Genomic DNA, 20,156 nt, shown 5'->3' with positions numbered 1-20,156 from the left:
GCGCTCAGCCTCCCGTGGGCAGCAGCCCGCGGACCAGCAGCGCGGCACCGATCGGGGCGACCGGCACCTCCCGCGGGACGACCTGCAGGCGGTCGGCCAGGGCCAGGCTGCGCAGGAACGCCGACCCCGAGGCCTGCCGCCGCACCGACCGCGCGACGGCGTCCACCAGCGGCTCCCCCACCTCGGCCACCCCGCCGCCGAGGACGACGTGCTCGACGTCGCAGGTGAGCACCAGCAGCCGCACCGCCGCGGCGACCGCGTCGGCGAACCGGTCGCGCACCGCCACTGCCGTGGGGTCGCCGTTCTCCGCCGCGGCGAACAGGTCCACCGCCGTCGGCCGGCCGTTCCGGTTGGGCCAGGCGGCGTCGATCGCCGCCCCGGAGGCGTAGAGCTCGAGGCAGCCGCGCTGGCCGCACGGGCACACCGGCCCGGCGTGGTCGACCGGGATGTGCCCGATCTCGCCGGCCGCCCCGCGGGCGCCACGGCGCAGTTCGCCGCCGAGCAGCAGGCCGGCCGCGACGCCGGTGCCCAGCGCGAGGAAGGCCAGGTCGCCGGACAACCCGAGCTCGCGCGCCGCACCGACGGCCGCGACGTTCAGGTCGTTCTCGACGACGACGGGCACCCCGCCCAGGCGCTCGGCGAGCATCGGCGCGGGCTCGACCTCCTCGGCGATGCCGAGGTTCACGGCGTGGCTGAGCCGGCCGGTGGCCGGGTCGACCAGCCCGGGCACGCCCGCCCCGACGCCGGCCAGGTCGGCGGGCGCGAGGCCGGCGCCGGCGCACAGCCGCTCGACCACCTCGGCGGCCGCGGCCACGACACCGGCCGCGCCCGGGCGGGTGGCTCCCCGCGCCGTGGCCCGCACCGCCGCGGCGCCGTCCAGGAGGACGCCGAGCACCTTGGTGCCTCCGATGTCCAGCCCGACCGACCACCGTCCCCCACCGGGTCGGTCGGCGGTCATCCCTTCACCGCCCCGGCCACCAGACCCGCGCTCATCCGCTTCTGCACGAACAGGAAGAACACGATCACGGGGATCGAGATGACCGTCGCCCCGGCCATGATCAACCCCCAGTCGGTCGCCCGGTTGCCCTCGACCAGGCCCTGCAGCCACAGCGGCAGGGTGCGCTGGTCGGGATCGGTCATGACCACCAGGGCGAGCGTGTACTCGTTCCAGGCCTGCAGGAACCCGTAGACACCCGCGGCGACCAGGCCCGGGGCGAGCAGCGGGAAGGTGATCCGGAAGAACGCCCGGGTGCGGGAGAGGCCGTCGACCATGGCCGCCTCCTCCAGCTCCACCGGCACCCCGCTGACGAACCCGCGCAGCATCCAGATCGTGAACGGCAGGATCGCCGCGGTGTAGACGATCGACAGCCCGAGCACCCGGTTGACCAGGTGCCAGCCGTCGAGCACCTGGTACTGCGAGATGAACAGGCCCTCGGCCGGGATCATCTGCACGATCAGAACGGTGATGAGGAATGCCTTCCGCCCGCGGAATCGGAAACGGCTGATCGCCAGAGCCGCGACGAATGCGAACAGAATGGCGACGACGACGGTGATCCCGGTGACCTCCAGGGACACGCGGAAAGCGTCGAAGAATGACGAGTCGGTGAGCACCCGCCGGAAATTCGACAGCGTCCCGGAGAAGGGGAAAAAGGTCGGTTCGGGGGTGCGCAGCCGGTTGGTCGGCAGGAAAGCGCTGTTGATCATCCAGTAGATCGGGAAGACCCAGATCAGGGCGACGACGACGGCCACGGCCCCGAGCAGCCGCCGGCGGGTACCGCCCCGCTTGCCGACCGGGGTGCTCACGGCTCCTCCCGCAGCATGCGCCGGATGTAGACGATGGTCAGGGCGAGCGTGATCGCCAGCATGATCGTGGCCATGGCTCCGGCCGTGCCGAACTCCTTGGACAGGGAGTAGATGAAGGTGCCCAGCAGGTGCGTCTCACGGGTCGGCGCCCCGGCCCGCTGCAGCACGTAGATCTGGGTGAACACCCGCAGGTCCCAGATGACCTGCAGCAGGCCGACGATCAGCAGCACGGGGCGCACGAGCGGCAGCGCGATGTACCGCAGCCGCTGCCAGGCACCGGCGCCGTCGAGCTCCGCGGCCTCGAGGGTCTCGTCGGGCACCTGCAGCAGCCCGGCGTAGACCGAGAAGACGACGAACGGCACGCTCATCCAGACGACGATCAGCGTGGCCAGCAGGTAGAACGACAGCGGCTCGATGATCCACGAGTGGTGCCGCATGCCCTCGAAGCCGAGCGGCTCGGCGAGCAGCCAGTTGACCACGCCGTACTGGGAGTCGAACAGCCACTGCCAGACGGTCATCGTGGCCAGCACCGGCGTCCCCCAGGCCAGCAGCAGCCCGATCTGCAGCGTCGTCCTGGCGAACCGGCCCACCCGGGTCATCAGGACGGCGAGCGCCACCCCGACGACCATGGTGAGACCGGCGTTGACCAGGCAGAACGCGATCGAGCGGCCGATGACGCCCCAGACGTACGGGTCGGTCAGCAGCTTCGTGTAGTTGTCCAGCCCCACCCACTCGGCCGGGCGCCCGAACTGCTGGGCCAGCCCGTACTCCTGGAACGAGAGGACGAACTGGCGCGCCAGGGGGTAGCCGAGCCCGACGGCGATCGGCACGAGCGCCGGCAGGAGCAGCAGGTACGGACCGGTGCGCCCGCGCAACCGCCGGCGTCGCGGTCGGGCCGAGGTGGATGAGGCGGGGACCACTGGTGCCCGCGGCGGCGCCGGGGGCACCAGCGTCGCCTCGGGAGTGGGAGGTGCGAGCATCGGGACTCCGGTGGTCGATCCCCGGCGCCGGGAGACGGTGCTCCCGGCGCCGGGCAGGTGCGTCAGTTGAGCGTCTGGGTGATCAGGTCGTCGGCCTTGGCCGAGGCCTCGGCCAGGTCGGCACCGCTCGCCACCTGCTGGAAGAAGTCCTCCAGGATCCGGGCGCCCTCGACGTCGGCCCACTTCTCCGCCGCCGGGGTCAGCTTGGCGTTGAGGGCGGCGGCCAGCGCGGCCTGCGCGTAGGCGTCGTCCCCGAGCGCCGACGCGTACTGGCTGTTGCCCGGGATGAGCCCGTTCTTGGCCAGCATCGTCTGGAAGTCCTCGCTGAAGATGATCTTCAGGAGGTTCCGCGCGAGCTCCTGGTGCTGCGACTTCGCCGGGATGGCGATGTTCGAGCCACCGGCGAACACCGTGGCCGGCTCGCCGGCCGTCGGCCCGGGCAGGGCGAAGACGCCGGTGTGCTGCTCGTTGCACGCCTGCTGCTCGGCCAGCGCGGCCTTCGCGGCGTCGGACGTGTCGTCCGGGTCGACGCCCTTGTTGCACGCGGGCAGGTCGATGCTCCAGCGCGCCCAGGTCGGCGCGGAGAACATCGCCGCCTCGCCGTTGTTGAACGCCACCCACGGGTCGGCGGAGTCGGCGTCCCGCGGGGCGGCGGTTGCGTTGGTGAACAGGTTCTGGACCTGCTTGAGGCCCTCCTGCGACTCGGGGCTGGACAGGTTGCCCACCCACTTGTCGCCGTCCTTCACCGCGAGGTCGCCCCCGGCGCTGTAGATCCAGGCCGTGCCGTTGTACCAGTCCTGGCCGGGGAACCAGAACCCGCTGCCGTTGGGGTTGGCCTGCTGCAGCTTGACCGCGACGTCGGTGAACTCCTGCAGCGTGGTCGGCACCGAGACGCCGGCCGCGGCGAACATGTCCTTGTTGTAGAAGACGGCGCGGGCACCCGAGTAGTAGGGCACCGCGTAGACCTTGCCGTCGGCCGTGCCGGCGTCGAGGAAGCCGGGCAGCAGGTCGTCGCCGCCGAGGTCCGGCACCAGGTCGGTGATGTCGGTGAACGCCCCGGCGTAGGTGAACGTCGGGCTCTGCGTGTTGCCGATCTCGACCAGGTCGGGGGTCTGGTCCTCCGAGGCGAGCGCGGTCTGCAGGCGCGGGACGAGGCCGTTCCAGTCCTGCTGCTCGATCTTCAGCGTGGCGCCGTCGTTCTGCGCCTCGAAGGTCGTGACCAGGTAGTCACGCAACTCCTGCGGCGTGTCGGTGCCGTTGAGCCAGAGCGTGATGGTCTGGTCGCCGCCCTCCGCGGCCTGCGATCCGCCGCCGCACGCGGCGACGGCGAGCAGGAGGCCGACGCCCACGGCGGCGAGCCCTCCCGTGCGTACCCTCTTCATGTCGGGGTTTCCTTCCGATGCGCGTGGGCGGTGCCGGACAGCGCCGCCTCCTGGGAGTGCTTCTCCGACTTGCAACTGGCCGGCTCGGGGTCGTCAGGTGACCCCGAGCTGGCCGGACAGCACGAGGACCGCGGCCCCGGACAGGGCGCCGTCCTCGCCGAGCGAGGTCATCCGCAGTTGCAGCGAGCTGCTGACGACCGGCATGGTGCGTTCCCGGAGGGTGGCCAGCGCGGCCTCGCGCAGTGGCCCGTCCAGGAGCTCCCGAGGTCCGCTCAGCACGACCTCGGACAGGTTCAGCGCGCTGACGACGGGCGCCAGCACGATGCCCAACCGGCGGCCGACGGCGGCGAGCGCGGCGTCGGCCGCCGGGGCGTCCAGGCCCTCGGTGCGGCGGCGCAGGGCCGGCACCGACAGCACGGTCTCGAGGCAGCCGCGGCGACCGCAGGCGCAGGGCGCGGGCCGGCCGAGCGGGGCGCCGTCGAGGTCGTCGCGCTCGTCGACGGCGGTCACGTGGCCGATCTCGCCGGCGGCGTGCTCGTGGCCCTGCACCAGCGCGCCGTCGAGGACGATCCCGGCGCCGACGCCCAGGCCGACGGTGAGCACCAGCAGCCCGCCGCCGGAGGCCCCGCCGTAGGTGAACTCCCCCAGCGCGGCGGTGTTCGCGTCGTTTCCGACGTGCACCGGCAGCCGGAGCGCGGCGCCGAGGTCGGCGGCCAGCGGCAGGTCGTACCAGTCGCGGTTGGGGGCCTGCAGCACGGTGCCGTCCGGGTCGATGACGCCGGGCGAGCCGACGCCGACGCCGATCACCGGCTGCGTGGCCACGGCGACCAGCTCGCGGCAGAGGGCCAGCAGCGCGTCGACCGCGGCGGCGCCGGTGCGCCCCTCGACGGCGGCCGACCGGCGTTCGAGCACGGTGCCGGAGAGGTCGAGGACGGCGCCGTGCATGCGCTCGTCGTCCGCGAGGTCGACCGCGACGATCTGGAAGGCGTCGGTGCGCAGTCCCACCAGCGTCGCCGGCTTGCCGGGGCGCCCCTCGGCCCGCGAGCCGAGCTCGTCGACCAGGCCCTCGTCGAGCAGCGAGCCGACCAGGTCGGAGATCGTGACGCGGGTCAGTCCCGTGGCCCGGGCCAGGTCGGCCCGCGACCGCGGACCGGAGTGGAACAGGTGCTGCAGCACCATCGACCGGTTGTGCACCCGCGCGTGCTCGGGCAGCACCTTGGCGGTCGGCCGCAGCAGGCGCCGCTGCCGCGAGGTCTCCCCGATCGCCGTCATGGTTTGTTAGGACACCGTCCTTACATACCGGTGTCAAGGGTCACACCGCAGCGTGACCTTTTCGTGACCTGCGGAACCGGCGCCGGGCCGAGTGCGCAGTTGCGGTCGCCGACACGCGGCGACACGCCGGGCGCAGCGACCGCAACTGCTCAGTCGACGGCGACGATGCGGCGCAGCTCCGCGGCCATCGCGGCGGCCTCCCGCGAGGCGCCGGTGATCGCCTCCTGCGCCTGCGCGGTCGAGGCGCTCTGCTCCTCCACCGCCGCGGCGATGGTGCCCTGCGCCTCGACGACGCCCTCGATGATCTCGCGGACCCCGGTGAGCGCCTCGCCGGCGGCCCCGACGTCGCCGCGCACGGATTCGACGACCCGGCGGATCCGCTCGGTGGCCCGCGCGGTCTCCGTGGCGAGGTCCTTGACCTCCCCGGCGACGACGGCGAAGCCCTTGCCGGCCTCGCCCGCGCGGGCCGACTCGATGGTGGCGTTGAGCGCGAGCAGGTTGGTCTGGTCGGCGATGCTGGAGATGCTCCCGGCGATCTGGTCGATCTCGGCCATCGTCGCGGCGAGCCGCTCGACGGTGTCGGCGCTGGTGCGCGAGCGCTCGCTCGCCTCGGTCGCCGTGGCGCTCGCGACGCTGGCCGCCGAGGAGATCTCGGTGATCGCCGCGCGCAGGGCGTCCATGACGTCGGTGGCCGTGCCGACGTTCTCGTCGAGCCGCTGCCCGGCCTGCATCAGCTCGGCCAGCTGCTCCTCCAGCTGCGCGGCGCGCGCCTCGCGGTGCTCGAGCTGCCGCGCGGCCTCCTCGGCGGCACGGGCCCGCTCGGCGGCGAGTTCCTCGACCGCGGCGGCCTGCGCCGCCTGCTGCTCCTCGGCCCGCGACTGCTCGGCCCGCCGGGCCCGGTCGGCGTCCTCGGTGAACTTCCACGCGTACGCCAGGAAGAACGCCTCGCCGAGCATGAACGCCGCGTGCAGGAAGGCGAAGAGGAAGGGGTGCTGCAGCGCCTGCGGCGTCGAGAAGATCATCTCCGGCATCCAGGCGCTCATGCCCAGGTGGTGCACCGCGACGAAGGCCACGGCCAGCAGGAACGGCGTCCACATCTGGTACAGGGCCACGAGGGCCAGCAGTGCGTAGAACCAGATGTGCAGGTCGGTGAGCCCGCCGCCGACGTGCAGCAGCCCGGCGGCCCCGCACATCAGCCCGGCGGCGGTCGCGCTGGCCCGGGTTCCCTGCCCGCGCAGGGTGAAGGCCAGCACGGACGTGACGGCGATGGCGATCAGGTAGCACCAGAACTGGAAGTCGAGGACCCGCTGCCAGGAGGCCAGGGCCAGCAGCGCCGGCACGTGCGCGGCCAGGACGCCGGAGATGATCCGGTGCCGGCCGCCGAAGTTCTCCTCGCTCAGCCGGGCGCCCCGGGGGATGGCCGCCCAGAAGCCCGTCCTCGGCCGCTCTGCCGTCGCGTGCGTCGTCGTCACCCCTGCTGGATCGGCCGGATCCACGGCTCGATTGACCCCAACGTCCGGGTGGAACGATTCCGTCCGCCCTGCGATCACGGGCCGGTCACGGACGGACCCATCGCCGGGACGAGTGGGGCGGGTGTGCCGGGAGATCCGGACACGCCGGGACCGGTACTGGCCCGGTCCCGCACGCGCTCGGACCCTGGCCGGTATGACGAGCACGTACGCCTACGGCACCGCGCACGCGGTGGTCATGGTGGGCGCGTTCGGCTCGCTGCAGGCACGGCAGATCGGCCCGGCCCACGCCACGATCGGCCGGGTGAACGGGCAGAGCCGCAAGGCGCTGTGCGGCGCCTACGTCGCGCAGGACGATCAGCTGCCGTGGCCGCCCGAGGGCTACCAGCCCGACCAGCTCTGCCCCGCGTGCGCGGAGCTCGCCACCCTCTGATCAGCCGCCGGCGATCGACGGCAGCACGTGCACCTGGGTGCCGTCGCGCAGCGCCGTGGCCAGCCCCTGCTCGTACCGGACGTCGTCGCCGTCGACGTAGACGTTCACGAACCGGCGCAGCTGCCCGGCCTCGTCGCGGATCCGCCGGCCGAGCAGCGGGTGCTGCCCGGCCAGCGTGTCGAGCAGGTCGGCCAGCGTCGCGCCGCCGGGGTCGACGTCGAGCTCCCGCCGTCCCCCGGCGAGGTCGGCGAGCACGCCCGGGAGGACTACCTGCACCTTCACGGGATCCGCGCCGCCCGGACGGTGAGCACGTCGGGCAGGTGCTCGGCGACCGTCGTGAACGTCTCGCCCTCGTCGGCGCTGGCGTAGACGCAGCCGTCACGGGTGCCGAGGTAGACGCCGGTCGGGTCGGCGTCGTCGGCGCAGAACGCGTCGCGCAGCACCGAGGTCCAGGCGCCGTCGGGCAGGCCGGCCGTCGACGCGGTCCAGGTCTCCCCCGCGTCGCGCGTGCGCTGCACCCGCAGCCGGCCCTCCGGAGGCACCCGCTGCATGTCGGCGACCAGCGGGATGACCCAGGCCGTGCCCGCGGTGCGCGGCGAGCTGACGATCGGGAAGCCGAAGTCCGCCGGCAGCCCACCGGCGATCGACGTCCACTTCCGGCCGCCGTCGTCGGTGCGGAAGACGCCGCCGTGGTTCTGCGCGTACATCCGCTCGGGGTCGCCGGCGTCGACGGCGATCTTGTGCACGCACTGCCCGTACTCGGGCTCCTCCGGCAGGAAACCGGCGGAGATGCCGCGGTTGCGTGGCTCCCAGCGGCCGCCGCCGTCCTCGCTGACGTAGACGCCGCCGGCGCTCATCGCGACGACCACGCGCTCGGTCGCGGGGTCGGGCAGCACCGTGTGGATCGCCGCTCCCCCGCCGCCGGGCTCCCACGTCGGCCGGTGCGGGTGGTCCCACAACCCGCGGACCAGCTCGAACGTGGCCCCGCCGTCCTCGCTGCGCCACAGCGAGTGCGGCTCGCAGCCGGCCCAGACGACGTCCGGCCGCGCGGCGGAGTCCGGGCGCAGCTGCCAGACGCGGGCCAGCGCGGCCCCGGTGTCCTCGGGGAAGCGGATCGCCCCGTGGTCGGTCTCCTGCCAGCTCGCGCCGAGGTCGTCGGACCACATGACGGTCGGGCCCCAGTGGCCGTACTGGATGCCGGCCAGCACGCGCGGCTGCGGCCGGCGGGCGTCGATCGACACCGCGGCGACCTCCTGCGCGAGCAGGTGCGGGCCGTCGAGGGTCCACGTGCGGCGGTCGTCGTCACTGCGTGCGAGCCACAGGCCCTTGCGCGTGCCGATGGCGATCAGATCGGTCATGGGTCCCTCCGGGCAGTCGACGTCGACCTTCTCAGACCATCGACTGCCCGGAGGGCGAAAACTCAGCGGCGGGTGGACCCGCCCTCGGTCTGCTGCGTGTGCTGGGGCAGCCCGGACTCAGGGGTGCGGCCCTGCGGCGCCGTGTCGTAGGCGGTGTCGTAGCCCGCGTCCTGCGGGGCGCCGTGGTGCGGCGCGCCGTCGTGCTGGGCGCTGAGCCCCGGTGCGAGCTTCTCGGCCTTGGCCCGCAGCTGCTCGGCGGCGGAGCGGTCCTCGTGCGCGGAGGCGTGCATCTCGCGCGCCTCCCGCTCGGCGCGGGCGGCGCGCTCCTGGGCCTCGGCCTGCTCGCGGCGGGCGCGGGCGGCCTGCTCCTCGGCCAGCGCCTGCTGTTGGTCGGCCCGGGCCGCACGGACCTGGGCCTCCTGCAGGTGCTCGCGCGCCTGCTCCTGCTTGCGCACCCTCGCGGCGCCGTTCCGCTTGGTCATGGCGAGCGCCAGCACGGCCAGCAGGATCACCACCACGACGACGATGAGCACGATCAGCCAGGTGTCCACGTCCCACTCCTCGGATCAGCCCCCGTGACAGCAGTTCGCGTCAGGGGGTTCCCGACGAGGTCGGACCGGAAACTCAGCGGGCCGGCGTGCGGCCGAACCGCTGCGCCGTCTCGCGGGTGAGCGCCGGCCAGACCAGCGGGTCGTGGCCGGGCACCAGCGGGTAGCCGCGGGCGGCGGCGATCGACTTCAGCCGCCGGACCTGCTCGACGCACTCCTCGGGCGTCGCGTGCACCCGGCCGCCGATCGGCAGCTCCTGGTCGATGTTCTCCACGGCCAGGTCCGCGGCGTCGAAGGCCAGGACCATCCCGCCGCCGCCGACGCTCTCGTCGAAGTCGACGACGAAGCTCTGGTGCCCCGGTGTGTGACCGGCGGTGAGGACCGCCGTGACGCCGGGGGCGATCTCGACGTCGCCGTCGGCCAGGCGCCAGTCGTGCCGCGGGTCGTCGAAGTCGATGCGGTAGATCGCGTGCTGCTCGGCCTCGTCGGTGAGCCCGAACTCCAGCTCCCGGCGCTGGCAGTGCACCGGCCGGCCGACGAAGTGCCGCAGGCCGCCGACGTGGTCGAGGTGCAGGTGCGAGAGGCCGACGGCGTGCACCTCGTCCGGCTCGATGCCGGCGTGCGCCAGCGCCTCCTCCAGCGGCTCGCCGGGGCCGGGCAGGATCGCGCGGGACGACGGATCGCCGTGGAAGCGCCGCCGCAGGGCCGGGTCGTGCAGCAGGGCGGTGTTGAAGCCGGTGTCGAGCAGCAGCCAGCCGCCGTCGCACAGCAGCAGCACGCCGGGCACGGGCTCGCGCAGCCGCTCGTGCGCGGGCGCCCCCTCGACGGAGACGCTGCGCGGCAGGTCCTCCCAACCGAGGGTCAGGAGGACGACGTCCCGGACGCCGCTCACTTCAGCGCGCTGCCGGCCTTCCAGTCCTCCCAGCTGATCGTCCAGTCGAAGATGTCGCCGTCGGCGCGGGACAGCTGCGGGCCGATCGAGTTCTTCACCTCGACGACGTCACCGGGCTGGGAGAAGTTGAAGAACCAGGCCGCCCGGTCGGTGGACAGGTTGATGCAGCCGTGCGAGACGTTGGCGTGGCCCTGCGAGCCGACCGACCACGGCGCGGCGTGCACGAACTCGCCGTTGTTGGAGATCCGGGTGGCGTACTCGACGTCGGCCCGGTAGCCGCCGGGGGCGTCGACCGCGAGCCCGAACGTGCTGGAGTCCATGACCATCGAGCGGTTCATCTCGGTGACCACGTGCACGCCGTTGCGGGTCGGGTTGGCGTTGCTGCCCGCGCTCATCGGGAAGGTCTGCACGACCTGGTCGCCGTCGTAGACGGTCAGGGTGTGCGCGCCGGCGTCGGCGACGGAGACGTGCTTCGGCCCGACGTGGAAGGACACCGTGCGGTTCTTCTCGCCCCAGACCCCGTCGCCGAAGTTCACGCCGTAGAGGTCGGCGTTCAGCGTGACGTCGGTGTCGGCCGGCCAGTAGGTGGAGGGCCGGAAGTGCACCTCGGCGTCGTTCACCCAGCTCCAGACGCCGTCGGTCTGCTGCGACGAGGTGACCAGCAGGTGGCTCTCGACGGCGGCCTTGTCGGCGACCGGGTCGTCGAAGTAGACGCGGATCGGCAACCCGACGCCGACGGTCATCCCGTTCAGCGGACCGATCGACGGCGTGCTCAGCGACTGCGGCGTCACGGTCGTGAACGTGGTCGCCGCCTTCGCCTCCTTGTCGTCGGCGTTCGTGGCCGTCGCGGTGAGCGTGTAGGTGCTGCCGTAGGACAGCTGGGCGTCCGGCGTCCACACCTCGGTGACCGCTTCGGGGGCGGCGGACGGCGAGCTGGACGGCGACGAGGACGCGCTGGAGGTCGCGGCGGCGTCGGCCGGCGCCTCGGCGGCCGTGCCGGTCACCGGGTTGCCGGCGGCGTCGACGACGGTCACGTCGGCGAGCCGTCCGCCGGTGACCGTGATCTCCAGCGGCTCGACCGGGGAGACATCGGTGGCGCCGTCGGCGGGCGAGACCGCCACCTGCGCCGGCGCGGCGGGAGCGGAGGACGACGACGAGCCGGAGGCGTCACTGCCGCTCTTCGCACCGTCGTTGCACCCGGCGAGGAGCAGCAGGGCCCCCGCGATCACTGCGGCTGTGCGTCGCACCGCTTCGACCCCTCTCGATCCCCGTCCGCCGTCTCGGACCCGCAGACGCGCTGGTCCAGCCCTCAGTGTCCACGTTCGAGCGACAGAATGGGCAGCACGTGAGCTGTTCCACCCGCCCGCTCGTCGTCCGGCCGGATCGCGCTGGTATCGTTCTCCCCCGGCGCCCGTTCGGAGCGGGCGACACGCGCCATTAGCTCAATTGGCAGAGCAGCTGACTCTTAATCAGCGGGTTCGGGGTTCGAGTCCCTGATGGCGCACCTCTCGCTCGACCAGCGGCTTCGTCCTCCGGGACGGAGCCGCTTCGTCGTTCTGGCCGTCCGGTTCGCGGGCAAGCCGAACCAGGGAGCTCGCGCTCGGAACCCGGTCCGGAGCCCCGCCGGGGAGTCCCCCTCCACCCGACGCGGGCAATGCCTCGTCGTCCTCATCCTGGGGGTGGCGGTCCCCGTCGGCAAACCGAGAGCTATCCCCGCACCGCGACCGACTCCCGCCGGCGCAACGGCATCGGCACCCGGTGCTCCCCCGGCGGCGGGCCGCCCTCCCCCAGCAGCAGGTCGACGGCGATCGCCGCCAGCTCGCGGTGCGGGAGGGCCACGCTGGTCAGCGCGGGGTGCAGCCAGACCGCGAGGTCGGAGTCGTCGAACGAGACGACGGCGAGGTCGTCGGGGACGCGGCGACCGCGGACGGCGAGCGCTTGGTAGACGCCCATGGCGACGCGGTCGTTGGCGCAGATGACCGCGGCGGGCTCCTGCCCGTCGTCGAGCAGGGCGCCGAAGCGCTCGAAGGCCGACTCCGGCCACCAGGCGCAGGGGACCGTGCCCGCCGCCCGCACGCCGGCCGCCGTCAGGGCCTCCTCGATCCCCCGCAGCCGCTCCACCGAGGCGACGACGTGCGGCGCCGGCTCCCCCACCAGCCAGATGCCGTCGCGATAGCCGGCCGACAGCAGCGCCTCCGCCGCCGTCCGGCCCGCCCCGACCTCGTCCGGGACGACGGAGGGCAGCCCCGGAGCCCGGCAGTTGAGCAGCGCCACGCGCTGGTCGCGCAGGGCCGCCGGGACGACGACGTCCCGGGTGAAGTACGTGGCGTAGAGGAAGGCGTCGACGTGCCGGGCCAGCAGTTCCTCGACCAGCGCCTCCTCGAGCTCGGCGTCCTCCCCCGTCTCGCACACGAACAGCAGGTAGCCGCGGGCCGCGGTCGCCGCGAGCGCCCCGGCCACCAGGTCGCCGGCGTACGCCTCGCTCGCCACGGCGTCGGCGATCAGGGCGATCGTGCGGGTCACCTGCGTCCGGAGGCCGCGCGCCATGAGGTCGGGCCGGTAGCGCAGCTCGTTGGCCGCGCGCAGCACCCGGCGCCGGGTGTCCTCCCCGATCCGCATCTCGCGGTCGCGCCCGGTGAGGACGTAGTGCGCCGTGGTCCGGGACGTGCCGGCGCGCTCGGCGACGTCCTGCAGCGTGACTCGCCGCTCCACGTCGCGGAGTCTGGCACGCCGAACGCCTCACCAGGGTGTTCTCACCGGCCCCACCGCCCGGTTTGACAGGCGTCCGGACCGGTCCTTCACTGAACCAGCTGAATCCATCCAGCATGGACGGTGTCGGGGGGCGGCGTGATCGAACGGGTCACCTGGGAGACCTGCCCGCGCTGCGGGCACGCCACCGCGGTGGCCTGGATCGACGGCCGCCCGGTCGAGGTCGACTGCCCGAGCGGCTGCCGGCTCAGCCCCGCCGACTTCCTCCAGGAAGCCGCGCGGACCAAGCACCGCACGTCGTCGCTCTCCCGCTGGTCGGCGACGGTCAGCCGCTGGCGGTAGCGCACGGGCGGGCGTCGTCCGCACCTGGGACGATCGGCAGCGTGTGCACGGTCGTCGTCCGCTGGGTGTCCGGAGCGCCGGTGCGGATCCTGGCGCTGCGCGACGAGCTGACCTCCCGCGAGTTCGACGACCCGGGCCGCTGGTGGCCCGGACAGCCCGACGTCGTCGGCGGCCGCGACCGGACGGCGGGCGGCACCTGGTGCGCCACCGATGTCGGCACCGGGGTCACCGCCCTGGTGCTCAACCGGCCCCAGAAGCGCGACGCCGACCCGGGCGCACCCAGCCGCGGCGTGCTGCCGCTGCTCGGCGTCGAGCACGGTCCCGACTGGCTGGAGCACGTCGCGCTCGACGGCATGGCGAGCTTCCTGCTCGTGCTCGCGGCGCCGGACCGGCTGACCACCTGGGACTTCGACGGCGCGGGCCTGGCCGTGACCGAGCACGCCGAGGGCACGTGGATGGTCACGTCGGGCGGCCCGGAGGACCGCAAGGCCGACCGGTGGCTGCCGGCGTTCAGCGAGGCGGTGCACCCCGACGGCTGGCGCACCCTGGTGGCCAAGGAGCCGCCGCAGGACGACCCGGGCGCGCTGGTGGTCCGCCACGAGCAGGACGGGATGGTCTACGCGACCGTCTTCGGCGAGCTCATCGAGGCTGCCCCCGGCCGGTTGCACCTCGAGCACTCCCGCCGGCCCTGGACCACCGAACCCTGGCAGGCTCTGGAGGCCTGAGCGGGCCGGGCGGCCGCCGACGTCCTAGGTTGGGCCGGTGCCGTGGAGGCGGGGCGTCCTCGCGCTGTTCACCGTCGCGGCCGGCACCAACGTGCCGGTTCCGCTGCTGCTGATCTACCGGGACCGGTTGGGGCTGTCCCCTGAGGTGCTCACGGCGCTCTTCGGGTGCTACGCCGCGGGTCTGGTGCCCGCGCTGCTCGTCGGCGGCCCGCTCTCCGACCGGCTCGGCCGCCGCCCGGTCGCCCTTCCCGGCATCGCCCTGTCCGTGCTGGCCTCCCTCGCCTTCGCGGCGGCCGGCGACTCGGTGCCCCTGCTCTTCGCCGCGCGCTTCCTGCAGGGCGTGGTCAGCGGCGTCGTCTTCAGCGTCGGCAGCGCGTGGGTGGCCGAGCTGTCCGCGGCGTCGGGCGAGGGCGCGGGAGGCCGCCGCGCGGCCTTCGCCATGACGGCGGGGTTCTCGCTCGGACCGCTGACCAGCGGGCTGCTCGGGCAGTTCGGGCCGGCACCGACCGTGCTGCCCTACCTGGTGCACGCGGCGGTGGCGGGGACCGGCGTCGCCGTCGCCGCCGGGCTGCCCGAGACGAACCATCGCCGGACGCGCGTCGGCGGCCACCTCCCCTCCCCGGATCCGCTGATCCGCAAGGGCGACGTCGGGCTGGCGGCCGGCGTCCTGGCCCCTGTAGCGGTGTGCGTCTACGCCTTCCCGAGCACGATCGTGTCGGCCGTGCCGCTGCTGGGGACGCTGCCGGGCACCGGGGTGGCCGTCGTCGGGGCGCTCGCCGGGGTCACGCTCGGCGCCGGTGCACTGGTCGCCCCCGCGCAACGCCGTCTCGGCAGCTGGGCGGCCGTCGTCGGCACCGCGCTCGGGACCGCCGGGTGCGCGAGCGCGGCGTTGTTCGTGGCGACCGATGCGCTGGCCTGGCTGGTCGCCGCCGCCCCTCTCTTCGGTGCCGGCGGCGGTCTCTGCCTCGCCGCCGGGCTGACGCTCACCGGACGGCTGGCCGCCCCCACCCGGCGCGGGGCGTTGACGGCCGCCTTCCTGGCCGTGGCGTATCTCGGCTTCGCCGCTCCCTACCTGGTGACGGCGACCGCCCACCGGACCGCGGACTGGCTGCCCCTCGTGGTGGCCGGTGGAGCCACCGCGCTGCTGACGCTCCGGCTGGTGCGCCCGGCCCGGCTGGGCCGGCTGTGACCGCGGGCGACGCCTCCCGGAAACCGGGAGGCGCCGCCCGCGGCGCCGGTCAGCTCCCGGCCAGGCTCTCCGCGAACTGCCCCTCGAACGCGTCCTGCACGATCTTCGCGCCGCCGGGCACGTCGGCCGGCTGCTCGATGTAGCTCTGCAAGCTGGGCGACTGGCCGAGCTTGAAGGCGTCGATCGGGACGATGAGGCCGCCGGTGTCGATGTTGGTCAGGCCGTTGAACGCGTCGAGCACGCCCTTGCGGGTCAGGTCGCCGTTGTCGCAGGCCTTGTCGAGCACCTGGTTCATCACCGTGGACATGCCGTAGCCGAGCAGCACACCGCCGGCGCTGGGGGCCGCGACGTCGGGGTAGGCCTTCTTGTAGGCGTCGAGGATGTCCTCGTGGTTCTCGAAGGTGCCGATGGGAGCCGCGACGTACAGGTGGTCCTTCAGCCACTGCGCCGTCGGGCCCTGCAGCAGACCCGGGGCGTAGACCGGGTTGCTGCCGAGGATCGGCACGTCGAGCCCCTGGGCCTGCGCCGCCGCCGCCACCGACGCGGTCTGCGTCGGGGCCACGGTCAGGGCGATGAGCTTCACGCCGGCCGCCGCGAACTGGCTGACCTGCGCGCTCATGTCCTGGTCGGTGGACTTGATCTGGGCCTCGACGACCTTGAGGTTCTTCTCCTCGGCGACCTTCTTGGTGCCGGCGAGGCCGGTCGCGCCGTACTCGCCCTCGAAGTAGATGTGGCCGACGGTGTCGCCCTCCTTCAGCAGCCCCTGCTTGAAGAGGTAGTCGTAACCGTTGGACATCTCGACGTCGTACGTCGGCCCGAGGACGCCGGTGCCGGGGATCTGCGTGAGCGTCTCGCCCCAGGCGGAGGGGAAGTTGACGATCTGGTCGGCCTCGTAGTCCTGGGCCAGCGCGGTGTTGATCGGTGAGCCGATCGTCTGCTGCATCGCGAGGATGCTGTCCTTGATCGAGCTGTAGAGCTGGACGCCGGTCTGCGGGACGTAGCCGGTGTCCTGGACGTTCAGCTTCACGTCGTAGGTGTCGCACACCTTGTGGTCGGACCAGTACAGCGTGTTCGCGTTGGTGATGTCCTTGCCGAGCGCGGCGAAGACGCCGGTCAGGTCGGTGAGGACACCCAGGCTGATGGTCTTGCCCTCGATGCCGACGTCCGTGGCGACGTCACCGGAACTCCCCCCTCCGCTGCTGGAGCCGTTGTCCGCCTTGGTGCTGCAACCGGTGGCGGCCACGACCACGGCAGCTGCGATCACCGCCGCGGCCCGGGGGAACTTCTCGATCCTCATCTGGGGGTGCTCCTTTGCACTGGACGGTCGGACGGGACGGACTGCGGGGAAGACTCGGGCGCTCGGGCCGACGGCGGCTCGGCAGGAGGGCCGGCGCGCCGGCGCCGGAAGCGCTGCGGGATGCCGGCCAGGCCACCGGGCAGGAAGATGATCACGAGCACGATCGCCGCGCCGTACAGGTAGCGGGCCGCCTCGCCGGCCGCCAGCCCCGAGCCGCCGGCGCTGGTGACGAAGGGGATGGCGTCGGCGTAGCGCTGGAAGATCAGCGGCAGCGCGGTGACGAAGGCCGCGCCGAGCACCGCTCCGCCCACGGAGCCCAGCCCGCCGAGCACGATCATCGCGAGGTACTGGATCGAGACGAACAGGCCGAACGACTCCGGGGCGATGCTGCCGATCGAGAGCGCGTAGAGCACGCCCGACAGCCCGGCGTACATCGAGCTGACCATGAAGACGCGCGCCTTGTAGGCCTGCACGTTCACGCCCATCACCGACGCGGCGACCTCGCTGTCGCGCAGCGTCTGCAGCGCCCGACCCGGACGGCTGCGCAGGAGGTTGCGGGCGAACAGGTAGGCGGCCAGCGCGATGACCAGGCCGAGGTACCACAGCCGCTCCGCCTCCCGGAAGGGGATGCCCAGCACGAACAGCTGCGGGTCACGACTGGCGAAGTGGAAGCCGAACAGCGAGAACTCCGGGACGCGGCGGCCGTTGAAGCCGCCGGTGACCGACGTCCAGCTGTTGAGCACGTGCAGGCCGATGAAGACCAGGCCCAGGGAGGCGACGCCGAGGTAGATGCCGCGCAGGCGGGCCGCGACCGGGCTGAACAGCAGGCCGGCCACGCCCGCGACGACGACGCCGAGCACCATGCCCACGAGCGGGGGCCACCCGAGCCCCTTGAGGTCGGCGACGCCGAGCCCGCCGGACTCCCCGGAGACGAAGGTGTACGTCACCGCCCCGACCGCGAGGAAGAACGAGTGGGCCAGCGACAGCTGCCCGCTGGTGCCCACCAGCAGGTTCAGCCCGATCGCACCCACGGCCGCGCCGAAGACGGCGAACCCGGTGCGCAGCCAGAACTCCTCGATGTAGAGCGGCAGCACGAGCAGCACGATCAGCAGCACGGCCAGGACGACCGGCCGCAGCCACGACCGGGCCGGACGGCGGGTCGTCGTGGAGCGGGCCCGGGCGCTCGGGGCCTGCGCAGTCGCCTCAGACACGGGTCAGCTCCTTGGTGCCGAACAGCCCGGATGGCCGGACCAGGAGGACGACGAGCATGACGATGTACGGGATGACCGCGCTGAAGCCGCGGCCCAGGAAGAGCAGCTGCCCCTGGTAGCCGGCGGCCAGCGACTCGGTGATCCCGATGAGCAGCCCGCCGACCAACGCTCCTCCGGTCGAGTCCAGGCCGCCCAGGATGGCCGCCGGGAAGGCACCGAGCGCCACGGTGTAGACGGCGGGGCTGACCCCGGGCGTCGGCGCGCCGACGAGGAAGAGCGCCGCCACCGCCGCCAGCGCGCCGGCGACCACCCAGGCGACCATCGACACGCGGCCCTGCCGGATGCCCATGAGCGCCGCGGCCTCGCCGTCCTCGGCCGAGGCGCGCATGGCCACGCCCCAGGACGAGTACTTGAAGGCGAGGAAGAAGGCGGTGATCAGGACCGCGGCCACGAGGATCGCCAGCGCCCGGTTCAGGCTGATCCCGACCGAGCCGATCCGGAAGACCTGGCCACCCCACGGGTGGGGCACGTTGAGGATGTCCGAGCCGATCCGGCGGGTCAGGTCGGTGAGCAGGATGATGTCGACACCGATCGTGACGATCGCCAGGCTGATCACCGGCGCACCGCGCAACGGGTTGATGACCAGCCGCTCGATCACCAGGGCGACCAGGCCGGTGAGGACGACGCCGGCGAGCGTGCCCGCCCAGAACCCCCACAGGTCGGCGAACCGGACGATCGAGTAGGCGCCCAGCAGCAGCAGCGAGCCGTGCGTGAAGCTCACGACCTCGCTCGCCTTGAAGATGATCACGAAGCCGAGGGCGATGAGGGCGTACATCGTGCCCAGCGAGATCCCGTTGAGCAGCAGCGAGAGGAACTGGGTCACGGGCGGCTCTCCGGAGGGTCGGTGGGTGCGTCGGCAGCGACGAGGGAGGGATCGGTCTCGTTGCCCGACCCCAGGTAGGCCCGGATGACCTCGGGATCGGTCTGCACCTCGGCCGGTGTGCCGTCGGCGATCAGCCGGCCGAAGTCGAGGACGGTCACCCGGTCGGCCAGCGACATGACCATGCCCATGTCGTGCTCGACGAGGATGATCGAGATCCCCAGCGCGGAGCGGATCTCGCGGATGGCGTCGGCCATCCGCTCCGTCTCCTCCGCGTTCATGCCGGCCACCGGCTCGTCCAGGAGCAGCAGCCGCGGTTCGGTGCACAGCGCCCGGGCCACCTCGACCCGCTTCTGGTCCCCGTAGGACAGCACCCCGACGGGGGTGTGCAGCTTGTCGCCCAGGTCGAGGAACTCGGCGATCTCGGCCACCCGCTCGCCGTGCCGGCGCCCTTCCCGGGTCGCGCGGGGCAGCCGCAACCCCGCGGAGAGGAACCCGGCGCGGGTCAGGTGGTGGCGGCCGAGCATCAGGTTCTCCGCCACCGACTGGGCGCCGGACAACGCGATGTTCTGGAACGCCCGTGCCACACCGACGTCCGCGATCTGGTACGGCCGCATCCTGTCCAGCCGCGCGTCGCCGAACCGGACCTGGCCTTCCGCTGCCTTGTAGACGCCGGACAGGACGTTGAACATCGTCGACTTGCCGGCCCCGTTCGGGCCGATGACGGCGTGGATGGCGCCGGGGGCGACGGCGAAGGAGACGTCGGAGAGCGCCTTGATGGCGCCGAACCGGACGCTGACGTGCTCGACCTCGAGCGGGGGGAGGTCGGCGCGGATCTGCCCGTCCACCTCGACCGCCTCGCTCATGCCGTCCACCGCGAGAGGGTGCGCCGCGGCCTGACGGGGCGGGCCGCGGCCGGCTCGTCGGTGTCGTGACCGAGGTAGAGCCGCCGGACCTCGTCGGTGCGGGCCAGCTCCGCGGCGTTGCCGGACAGCGAGACCTCGCCGACGTCGAGCACGTAGGCGTCGTTGGCGACCCCGAGCGCCATGGTGGCGTTCTGCTCGACGAGGAGCACCGACGTCCCCTGGCGGTTGATCTCGGTGATCACCTCGCCGATCTGACCGATGACGCGCGGCGCCAGACCGAGCGAGGGCTCGTCGAGCAGCAGCAGCCGGGGACTGGCCATGAGCGCCCGTCCGATCGCGAGCATCTGCTGCTCGCCGCCCGACAGCAGCACGCCCCGCTGCGCCTTGCGCTCGGCGAGAACGGGGAAGAGGTCGTAGACGCGCTGCTGCGCTGCCGCCTTCGCCGTCTTGTCGCGGTTGCCCATCCCGCCGGCGCGGAGGTTCTCCTCGACGGTGAGGCGGCCGAAGATCCGCCGTCCCTCGGGGACCTGCACGACCCCGGTCCGGACCGTCTGCCCGGGATCGCGGCGGGTCAGCTCGACGTCCCCGAGCCGCACCGAGCCCGCCTCGACCCGCCCCTTGTGCAGACCGAGGGTGCCCGAGATCGTGCGCAGCAGGGTGGTCTTGCCCGCCCCGTTGCTGCCCAGCACGGCGACCACACCCCCGTCGGGGATCTCCAGCGTCACCCCCCGCAGCGCCCGCACGGCCCCGCCGTAGGTCACGTGCAGACCGTCGACGGTCAACATGTTTCACCCTGCAAC

The 20,156-nt window shown here is 73.2% G+C and carries 21 protein-coding genes and 1 tRNA gene; 5 read left to right on the top strand and 17 right to left on the bottom strand.

Annotated features, from left to right (window positions below; all coding sequences use genetic code 11):
- Nucleotides 1–4: 4 nt before the first annotated feature.
- The 6 genes from GGQ55_RS16090 to GGQ55_RS28470 all read right to left on the bottom strand — a co-directional run bounded on the left by GGQ55_RS16090 (nucleotide 5) and on the right by GGQ55_RS28470 (nucleotide 6,909).
- Nucleotides 5–958, bottom strand: coding sequence for an ROK family protein (locus tag GGQ55_RS16090; protein ID WP_179718371.1), 954 nt, complete (start codon nucleotides 956–958; stop codon nucleotides 5–7).
- The gene (locus tag GGQ55_RS16085; protein ID WP_218859301.1) at nucleotides 955–1,803 is read right to left on the bottom strand and encodes a carbohydrate ABC transporter permease; all 849 of its coding nucleotides are present in this window, start codon (nucleotides 1,801–1,803) and stop codon (nucleotides 955–957) included. The genes GGQ55_RS16090 and GGQ55_RS16085 overlap by 4 nt, the downstream gene beginning before the upstream one ends.
- On the bottom strand, nucleotides 1,800–2,783 hold the full coding sequence (locus tag GGQ55_RS16080; protein ID WP_179718369.1) for a carbohydrate ABC transporter permease: 984 nt from the start codon (nucleotides 2,781–2,783) through the stop codon (nucleotides 1,800–1,802). The genes GGQ55_RS16085 and GGQ55_RS16080 overlap by 4 nt, the downstream gene beginning before the upstream one ends.
- Nucleotides 2,784–2,845: 62 nt before the next feature.
- Entirely contained in the window at nucleotides 2,846–4,165 is a 1,320-nt protein-coding gene (locus tag GGQ55_RS16075; protein ID WP_179718367.1) for an extracellular solute-binding protein, read from the bottom strand.
- Between the two features lie 93 nt (nucleotides 4,166–4,258).
- Nucleotides 4,259–5,437 (bottom strand): ROK family transcriptional regulator, encoded by a 1,179-nt coding sequence (locus GGQ55_RS16070; RefSeq protein ID WP_179718365.1) that lies wholly within the window; start codon nucleotides 5,435–5,437, stop codon nucleotides 4,259–4,261.
- A gap of 149 nt (nucleotides 5,438–5,586) precedes the next feature.
- Nucleotides 5,587–6,909 carry a methyl-accepting chemotaxis protein gene (locus GGQ55_RS28470; RefSeq protein WP_366489478.1) on the bottom strand — a complete coding sequence of 441 codons (1,323 nt, stop codon included), beginning with the start codon at nucleotides 6,907–6,909 and terminating at the stop codon, nucleotides 5,587–5,589.
- Between the two features lie 193 nt (nucleotides 6,910–7,102).
- Between GGQ55_RS28470 and GGQ55_RS16060 the strand changes: the two genes are divergently transcribed.
- Nucleotides 7,103–7,339 carry a hypothetical protein gene (locus GGQ55_RS16060; protein ID WP_179718363.1) on the top strand — a complete coding sequence of 79 codons (237 nt, stop codon included), beginning with the start codon at nucleotides 7,103–7,105 and terminating at the stop codon, nucleotides 7,337–7,339.
- Here the strand turns inward: GGQ55_RS16060 and GGQ55_RS16055 are convergent, their stop codons facing one another.
- The 5 genes from GGQ55_RS16055 to GGQ55_RS16035 all read right to left on the bottom strand — a co-directional run bounded on the left by GGQ55_RS16055 (nucleotide 7,340) and on the right by GGQ55_RS16035 (nucleotide 11,384).
- Nucleotides 7,340–7,615 (bottom strand): ubiquitin-like small modifier protein 1, encoded by a 276-nt coding sequence (locus GGQ55_RS16055; RefSeq protein ID WP_366489476.1) that lies wholly within the window; start codon nucleotides 7,613–7,615, stop codon nucleotides 7,340–7,342. It lies immediately after the preceding gene.
- 2 nt (nucleotides 7,616–7,617) lie between these two features.
- Nucleotides 7,618–8,697: a WD40/YVTN/BNR-like repeat-containing protein gene (locus tag GGQ55_RS16050; RefSeq protein ID WP_179718359.1), complete on the bottom strand. Its 1,080-nt coding sequence runs from the start codon at nucleotides 8,695–8,697 to the stop codon at nucleotides 7,618–7,620.
- A gap of 62 nt (nucleotides 8,698–8,759) precedes the next feature.
- Nucleotides 8,760–9,248 (bottom strand): hypothetical protein, encoded by a 489-nt coding sequence (locus GGQ55_RS16045; protein ID WP_179718357.1) that lies wholly within the window; start codon nucleotides 9,246–9,248, stop codon nucleotides 8,760–8,762.
- Nucleotides 9,249–9,321: 73 nt separating this feature from the next.
- Nucleotides 9,322–10,137, bottom strand: a complete 816-nt coding sequence (locus GGQ55_RS16040; RefSeq protein WP_179718355.1) for an N-acyl homoserine lactonase family protein — start codon at nucleotides 10,135–10,137, stop codon at nucleotides 9,322–9,324.
- Nucleotides 10,134–11,384: a L,D-transpeptidase gene (locus tag GGQ55_RS16035; protein WP_366489473.1), complete on the bottom strand. Its 1,251-nt coding sequence runs from the start codon at nucleotides 11,382–11,384 to the stop codon at nucleotides 10,134–10,136. Before GGQ55_RS16035 ends, GGQ55_RS16040 begins: the two co-directional genes overlap by 4 nt.
- Before the next feature lie 184 nt (nucleotides 11,385–11,568).
- Between GGQ55_RS16035 and GGQ55_RS16030 the strand changes: the two genes are divergently transcribed.
- A tRNA-Lys gene (locus GGQ55_RS16030) sits at nucleotides 11,569–11,641 on the top strand.
- Between the two features lie 203 nt (nucleotides 11,642–11,844).
- Here the strand turns inward: GGQ55_RS16030 and GGQ55_RS16025 are convergent.
- Nucleotides 11,845–12,849, bottom strand: a complete 1,005-nt coding sequence (locus GGQ55_RS16025) for a LacI family DNA-binding transcriptional regulator (RefSeq protein ID WP_218859300.1) — start codon at nucleotides 12,847–12,849, stop codon at nucleotides 11,845–11,847.
- A gap of 135 nt (nucleotides 12,850–12,984) precedes the next feature.
- Here GGQ55_RS16025 and GGQ55_RS27105 point away from each other — a divergent pair, with 135 nt between their 5' ends.
- The 3 genes from GGQ55_RS27105 to GGQ55_RS16015 are packed head-to-tail and all read left to right on the top strand — an operon-like array spanning nucleotide 12,985 to nucleotide 15,102.
- On the top strand, nucleotides 12,985–13,188 hold the full coding sequence (locus GGQ55_RS27105) for a hypothetical protein (protein WP_246323826.1): 204 nt from the start codon (nucleotides 12,985–12,987) through the stop codon (nucleotides 13,186–13,188).
- A gap of 41 nt (nucleotides 13,189–13,229) precedes the next feature.
- Nucleotides 13,230–13,913 (top strand): NRDE family protein, encoded by a 684-nt coding sequence (locus GGQ55_RS16020; RefSeq protein ID WP_366489471.1) that lies wholly within the window; start codon nucleotides 13,230–13,232, stop codon nucleotides 13,911–13,913.
- 37 nt (nucleotides 13,914–13,950) lie between these two features.
- Nucleotides 13,951–15,102, top strand: coding sequence for an MFS transporter (locus GGQ55_RS16015; RefSeq protein WP_179718351.1), 1,152 nt, complete (start codon nucleotides 13,951–13,953; stop codon nucleotides 15,100–15,102).
- 49 nt (nucleotides 15,103–15,151) lie between these two features.
- Here GGQ55_RS16015 and GGQ55_RS16010 read toward each other — a convergent pair whose 3' ends face one another.
- Genes GGQ55_RS16010 through GGQ55_RS15990 form a run of 5 tightly spaced genes read right to left on the bottom strand, consistent with a single transcriptional unit; the run spans nucleotide 15,152 to nucleotide 20,141 of the window.
- Nucleotides 15,152–16,399, bottom strand: a complete 1,248-nt coding sequence (locus GGQ55_RS16010; RefSeq protein WP_179718349.1) for an ABC transporter substrate-binding protein — start codon at nucleotides 16,397–16,399, stop codon at nucleotides 15,152–15,154.
- Complete coding sequence (locus tag GGQ55_RS16005) at nucleotides 16,396–17,610, bottom strand: branched-chain amino acid ABC transporter permease (RefSeq protein ID WP_179718347.1); 1,215 nt, start codon at nucleotides 17,608–17,610, stop codon at nucleotides 16,396–16,398. Before GGQ55_RS16005 ends, GGQ55_RS16010 begins: the two co-directional genes overlap by 4 nt.
- Nucleotides 17,603–18,493: a branched-chain amino acid ABC transporter permease gene (locus GGQ55_RS16000; protein ID WP_179718345.1), complete on the bottom strand. Its 891-nt coding sequence runs from the start codon at nucleotides 18,491–18,493 to the stop codon at nucleotides 17,603–17,605. Before GGQ55_RS16000 ends, GGQ55_RS16005 begins: the two co-directional genes overlap by 8 nt.
- Nucleotides 18,490–19,356, bottom strand: a complete 867-nt coding sequence (locus tag GGQ55_RS15995; RefSeq protein WP_179718343.1) for an ABC transporter ATP-binding protein — start codon at nucleotides 19,354–19,356, stop codon at nucleotides 18,490–18,492. Before GGQ55_RS15995 ends, GGQ55_RS16000 begins: the two co-directional genes overlap by 4 nt.
- On the bottom strand, nucleotides 19,353–20,141 hold the full coding sequence (locus tag GGQ55_RS15990; protein WP_179718341.1) for an ABC transporter ATP-binding protein: 789 nt from the start codon (nucleotides 20,139–20,141) through the stop codon (nucleotides 19,353–19,355). Before GGQ55_RS15990 ends, GGQ55_RS15995 begins: the two co-directional genes overlap by 4 nt.
- Nucleotides 20,142–20,156: the final 15 nt, after the last annotated feature.

The sequence above is a fragment of the Petropleomorpha daqingensis genome, assembly GCF_013408985.1.
In the GTDB taxonomy this organism is placed as follows: Bacteria; Actinomycetota; Actinomycetes; order Mycobacteriales; family Geodermatophilaceae; genus Petropleomorpha; species Petropleomorpha daqingensis.
The sequence above is the reverse complement of the archived record's forward strand: the minus strand, read 5'-3'. Positions and strand labels throughout refer to the sequence as shown.